This is a genomic window from Nocardioides sp. (assembly GCF_034670285.1).
Taxonomy (GTDB): Bacteria; Actinomycetota; Actinomycetes; order Propionibacteriales; family Nocardioidaceae; genus Nocardioides.
The window spans coordinates 1-2301 of sequence record NZ_JAXMNS010000505.1 but is presented as its reverse complement, the minus strand read 5'-3'; the positions used below and the strand labels follow the sequence as shown (position 1 = coordinate 2301).

At 73.6% G+C, this 2301-nt stretch carries 2 pseudogenes and 1 riboswitch; both pseudogenes read left to right on the top strand.

Annotated elements, in window-relative coordinates:
* Positions 1-1812: pseudogene (locus VOI19_RS18310) on the top strand (DEAD/DEAH box helicase); the annotation flags it as partial.
* 75 nt (positions 1813-1887) lie between these two features.
* Positions 1888-2017, top strand: a riboswitch (FMN riboswitch).
* 56 nt (positions 2018-2073) lie between these two features.
* Positions 2074-2301 (top strand): annotated as a pseudogene (locus VOI19_RS18305) (hypothetical protein); the annotation flags it as partial.

The following is a 2301-nucleotide window of genomic DNA, read 5'->3' as shown; positions in this document are numbered from 1 at the left end:
ATCTGTAAAATTGCCGAGGACTGGGCGCTGCTGGTCGACGACTGGTACGACGCCTGCCTGCGCCACAGCGACGACCCGCGCGACGCCGCGGTGGTCGAGGGGCTCCGAGCCGCGCTCCCGTCGGTGGGCTGGCAGCTGACCCGCGCCGGGGTGCGTCGCGGACGCAGCCCGGTCGACCGCGTCCTGGCGCGCAGCGCAGCAAAGGCACGCGCGCTCGTCGAGATCGTGGGGGCCGAGCACCGCGCCCTCGGAGACCGGATGGCGATGCTCGTCGTCTGCGACCACGAGGCAGCCTCGGCCACGCTGCCCGCAGACCTCACCGGCGTCGTCGCCCGGCGGGCCGGTTCGGCGCGCGCTGCGCTGGCCCACCTGCTGGCCGCGCCGGAGACCGCGTGCCTCTCCCCGCTGATGGTCACCGGACGCACGGTCGCGGGCGCCCCGGAGACCCTGCGCCGGCTGCGCGCCCGAGTGCCCGAGCTGGACCTCGTCATCAGCGAGCCGGACGACGAGGGGATCTCCGAGCTCAGCGGAGCGTGGACGAGTCGCACGTGGGTGCGGGTCGTGACCGAGCACTTCACCGAACGACGTTGTCAGGTGCTGGTCGGCACCCGGGCGCTCCTGGGCGAGGGCTGGGACGCCCCGACCTGCACCGGCCTGGTCGACCTCAGCACCACGACCACGCCGGGCAGCATCGTGCAGACCCGCGGCCGCACCCTGCGCCTCGATCCTGGGGATCCCGACAAGGTCGCGGTCAACTGGACCGTGTGCGCGGTGAGCGATGCCCACCCACGCGGCGACAACGACTGGCGGCGCACCGTGCGCAAGCACCAGGGCTACTTCGGCGTCGACACCGACGGGGAGGTCGTCGACGGGGTCGCGCACGTGCACCCCGACCTGTCGCCGTTCCGTCCGCCACCGCCCGACGCGTTCGGCACGCTCAACGCCGCGATGATCATCCGCTCCGAGCAGCGCGACCTCGTCCGCGAGGCCTGGGCGGTGGGGGAGCCGTACGTCGACCGAGTGCGGCACGTCGTCTGGGTGCACCCCCCGCGGGTGCCCGCTGCTCTCTCGCACCGTCCGACGGACGACTCCACCGTCGCGCCGCCGCCGCCGCCGCCGCTGTTGCTGCAGGAGCAGGGGCTGGTCGGCGACACCCGCGTCTGGCACGGTAGCGCGAAGCTGTCGTTGGTCGGAGGGCTGGCTGCACTGGTGGCTGCGCTGGCCAGCAACCAGGCCGCGCTCGGCGCGCTCGGCCTGGTGCTCGTGGCCGCTGCCATGGCTCTGGCAGTGCGCCGGCGCGCAGACCTGCTGACCGACGTACGACGACCGCCCGACCTGGTCCAGCACGCGTGGGCGTTGGCCGACGGGCTGCACGCTGCCGGGCTGGTGTCCGCCGGGGCGGAGCACGTGCGTTGGCATCCGTCCTCCGACGGTCGCGTGCGCGTGCTCCTGGACGTCGCAGGTGCTCGCGCGGAGCAGGAGAGCGAGCTGTTCGCAGCAGCGCTTGTCGAGGTTCTGGGGCCGGTCGGCACTCCTCGCTACCTCGTGCCCCGGCCCGTGATCGGCACGTCGACTCGGCCCTGGCTGCCGCTCTCGACCGTGCGCCCCACCGGCGCCGTCTGGCACGCCGTACCGACCGTCGCCGGGGTGCGCGCCGAGACAGCCCAGGCGTTCTCCGCGGCCTGGGCCGCTCGGCTCGGTGGAGGGCCCGCCGTCTACACCGGCAACCCGGCCGGCACAGGGCTGCTGGCGGCAGCGCGGGGGATCACTCCGCTCGACCCGAAGGCCGTGCTCCGCCTGGGGTGGGACTGAGCGCGTCCACGTGACGCGCCCCACACCCTCGGGGGCGGCCGTGTGTGGGAAGGTTGTCCCGACGAGCAATCAAGCTCGCGTGCTCTGGGGTCGGTGCAATTCCGAGCCGGCGGTGAAAGTCCGCGACCCGGTCGCAGCCAGCGATCGGTTGACCAGGTGAGATTCCTGGACCGACGGTTAAAGTCCGGATGGGAAGTGCACGCAGGTGGTTCGTCGACGTACCCCCGCCGCGTCCTGAGGTCGCGCCCGAGAGGTCCGCCGATGGCCGTCGTCCCCAGAGTCCGTGAGCGCACCGGACCGGAGACCACGCGCACCATGACCCACGCAGCCGCAGAGCAGGACGCGATGCGTCGCGCCCTGACGCTTGCCGCGACGCCGGGGGTGCCGATGGAGGCCGACACCCGACGGGTGGGCTGCGTGCTGCTCGCACCCGACGGCCGCACGCTCGCCGAGGGCTACCACCGGGGCCCGGGCACGTTCCACGCCGAA